Below are 3,481 nucleotides of genomic sequence, written 5' to 3' on the forward strand. Positions count from 1 at the left end.
TAAATTCAATGCAATTCTTGCTGTAGTACAACAGTAAGACGATTACTCATGCCCATAGGGGTGCTGAGTAGTTACGATTATCCTCGCCTTGATACCCTGTTCCTTACTATGCCTATAGCCTGGAAAGGAAACGTGGAGCAATATGCTGGGCGTTTACATAGAGAATATGAAGGAAAGTGTGAAGTGTACATATATGATTATGTGGATATTCGTGTTCCACTTTGCGACTCTATGTATCGTAAACGATTGAAAGGGTATATTAAAGCTGGATATGGAAAGAATGTGACATCACTTGTACCTGACAAAAATCCTCAAGAACTGATATATGAACAAAACAATTACGAAGCGGCATTCCGAAATGATTTGGCAAAAGCCAAACATTCTGTTGTTATCGCAGTACCGAAAGTGAAGTTCAAATATAAACCCTCTATCATGTCTGCACTCGCAAACCTTCTTCATAATGGGGTTTCTGTGGTTGTACATGTTAAAGAGGAAGGGGCTAATGAGATAGAACTGTCAAATGCTGGAATGGATGTGGTTTGCAACAAGGAACAAACGCTACAATGTGCTGTCATAGACAAGGCTATTGTCTGGTATGGAAATATCAACTTCTTTGGCTATAACTCGGAAACAAATAATGTCATGCGAATTGCTGACCATAAAATAGCTAACGAAATGATGGAAATCCTATACTCTGCCACGGAAAACAAGGTAAATGGAGGTTAAATTAAATAGACGTTTAATCTCATTTTTTCCTGTTTTGTGGTAATCTAGAAACCTCAGTTGTAGGTATCCGATACTTGATGCCTGCACCTGAGGTCTTGGTTTATAATTCGAGCATGTCGAAGTACATGGCTCTAGTGTACTTGTTGTCATCGTTCCTATCTGAATCAAAACGATAAATATTCATCCTAAAAGTGCATTATATGTTAGATTCCATTTTTTGTTGATTTCTTCAACTTCTGCATACAGTTTCTCTCGATTAGCTCTCCTCTGATCAGGAGTCAAACTTTCCACTCGCTTCATTTCTTTAACGAAGCGTTCAGCATCTTTACCCATTAGAATTGGGGTTTCTCTTATTGGTCTTGCCATATTCATATCCTCCTATTATTTTGATGTTTGTATATTTCTGTGGCAAAAATACGTTTTTTTCTGAAGTAGGCAAGAAAAAGCTAAGAAATGTGATTGAATCTTAGTCTTTTTTAGTTTTTTCTTTCTTTCCAGAAGAAAAACAGAAAGATAGAAAATAATCTTTTGAAAGCTTGCCAGTTTCATTTCTTTTTATTATTTTTGCAAACATAAATATCAGTATATTGAAGATAAAGGCTGATATAATGGATAAATATCATTATAATGATAGATAAATAAATGAAAGATTATGGCAGATTTATATGAATATTCTACTCCAGAGTTGGTACGCTTGCTGGGAGTGAGATTCAAGGAATATAGAATGAGATGCAATCTCACCCAGAAAGAGGTAGCCGAGCTTACTGGGCTTGGCTTGACCACCATCCATAAATTTGAGAATGGCACAGCTGGCAATCTTTCGCTAGCCACTTTTCTCCTCTTGCTGAAGGTGGTGGGGCAGATTGATGCTATAAATGATGTGCTTCCAGAGCTGCCCCCTTCCCCGTATCTGATGAGAAGGGATGAGAAGAAGGCACAGAGAATTCGTCATACTAAACAATATAAATGAAAATAGTCAACTTTCAATTAATACATTGGAGGTTGGCTTTTTCTAGCTCCTGGTTAAATGGCTTAGATGGTTTTATATCTCATAATACTAAAAATTCGCACAGAAAGTTGGTGACCTTCATTTGATGAAGGTCACCATATTGAACAGGAGTTGGTGGGGGTTATCTGATGAAGGTTACCACATTATTTAATTGATAATCAATAAGTTGGAATGGATTTACTTATTGCTTAAACAGGTCATCCATTGTAATCTCGCTCTGTATCATGCCGTATTGGGCATTTCTTGCCACTCCGTAAGTCGTAACGAAGGTGAGGTGCAGAGCTTTGCTGGTACCAGTGGTTTCTCTGAACAACTCACGGCGATAGATGATGTGTTCCAGATAGGAAGGAGTAATCTCGAAGGGCTTCATCGAAAACTTCATTTCGCATAGGTTGATGGTCTGGTCTCGTCGGTCGATTACCAAATCTATCTGGGCGCCTTCTCGCTTCTTTCCCTCAGAATCCACGCTGGCAGGTGCCGACCATGAGCAGATGGATGCCTGAACCCCCTCAATGCCTAGGGCACGTTTGATTTGCCTGATATGATGCAGGCATACCTGCTCGAAAGCATAGCCGCACCAGGCACGATGACTTGGCGAATCAATGGTGTCGGTCCAGAAAGTATCGTCCATGCCAGTGGAGTTCTTGATGTAGCGCAGGTGGAATAGGGAGAAGAGGTCGGTGAGCTGATATACTGCATCTCGCTGCTTCTTGTTGATGGGGTAGTAGCGGCGGATGAAATCGCAGTTGCAGAGATCATCCAATACCTCTGATAGTCCGCCATTGTCAGGAATTTTGCATTCGCGGATGATGTCCTGTCGGGTCAAGCCCTTTGCCTTTTGAGAAAGTATCTCCACTACTTTACGATAGTTTCTGCTATCCTTGAAAAGCGAACGGAACAGGAAGTCGAACTCTCTTCTCAGTTCACCGTTCTCCTCAAAAAACAGCTTGTTGATGTTTTGAGCCAGGCTTAAATGGGTTTTGAGCATGTTTAGATAGTAAGGCGTGCCACCTAGCATCATATAGCATTCTACTGTCTGGTGTCGGTTGAATACGATATGATTGTTCTGCAGAAATTCCTCAGTTTCACCTAATGAGAAAGGTGCAAGATAGATGCTGCGGGTTACCCGGTTGTGTAGCCCACCCTTGTCTCCCAACAGCTTATTGACCATCCATGAGGTGGCTGAACCGCATACCACGAGCATGAGGTTCTGGTCTGAAGCCCATTGGTTCCAGAAGAGTTCGATAGCGCTGATGAAGTTGGAGCGTGGGGTGTCGAACCAAGGAAGCTCATCGATGAAGACCACTTTTCGTCTCTCACCGAGAGAAGCCAGATAGTCTTTTAGCTGGAAGAATGCTTCCAGCCATGTCTGAGGGGTCTTTCGCTTGACGCCTGAGTATGATTCCAGGGTCATCTTGAAGTTAAAGAGCTGATCTTTCTTGGTAGCCTGATAAGCTCCTGTAAAATAGAAGTCAAACTTTTCTTTGAAGAATTGTTTCACCAGGAAAGTCTTGCCGATGCGTCGTCTTCCATAGACTGCTACGAATTCCGGTTTGTTGGATTCATAGCAATCCTGCAACGTTTTCTGCTCTTCCTTGCGTCCTATTATTTTTTGTAGCATAATGGTAAAGTCTTATTTTATGATAACAATTAGCCCTAAGGCTCTGATATCTAAGTAGGTCTGCGGGGTTACCCCCGCTTTCCCCTTCAAGAACCGTGCATGCGACTTTCACCGCACACGGCTCG

General features: G+C 41.7%; 4 protein-coding genes. 2 read left to right on the plus strand and 2 right to left on the minus strand.

Going from position 1 to position 3,481, the window contains the following annotated elements:
* Window positions 1–132: 132 nt before the first annotated feature.
* Window positions 133–726, plus strand: coding sequence for a phospholipase D-like domain-containing protein (locus tag AAAT87_RS15055; protein WP_349226881.1), 594 nt, complete (start codon window positions 133–135; stop codon window positions 724–726).
* 180 nt (window positions 727–906) lie between these two features.
* Here the strand turns inward: AAAT87_RS15055 and AAAT87_RS15060 are convergent, their stop codons facing one another.
* Window positions 907–1,092, minus strand: coding sequence for a hypothetical protein (locus AAAT87_RS15060; protein WP_298529977.1), 186 nt, complete (start codon window positions 1,090–1,092; stop codon window positions 907–909).
* 286 nt (window positions 1,093–1,378) lie between these two features.
* Here AAAT87_RS15060 and AAAT87_RS15065 point away from each other — a divergent pair, with 286 nt between their 5' ends.
* Window positions 1,379–1,696 (plus strand): helix-turn-helix domain-containing protein, encoded by a 318-nt coding sequence (locus tag AAAT87_RS15065; protein ID WP_295346484.1) that lies wholly within the window; start codon window positions 1,379–1,381, stop codon window positions 1,694–1,696.
* A 220-nt stretch (window positions 1,697–1,916) separates the two neighbouring features.
* Here the strand turns inward: AAAT87_RS15065 and AAAT87_RS15070 are convergent, their stop codons facing one another.
* Window positions 1,917–3,356, minus strand: coding sequence for an AAA family ATPase (locus AAAT87_RS15070; RefSeq protein ID WP_349226882.1), 1,440 nt, complete (start codon window positions 3,354–3,356; stop codon window positions 1,917–1,919).
* Window positions 3,357–3,481 lie beyond the last annotated feature (125 nt).

This window comes from Segatella sinensis, assembly GCF_040095255.1.
GTDB classification, from domain to species: domain Bacteria; phylum Bacteroidota; class Bacteroidia; order Bacteroidales; family Bacteroidaceae; genus Prevotella; species Prevotella sinensis.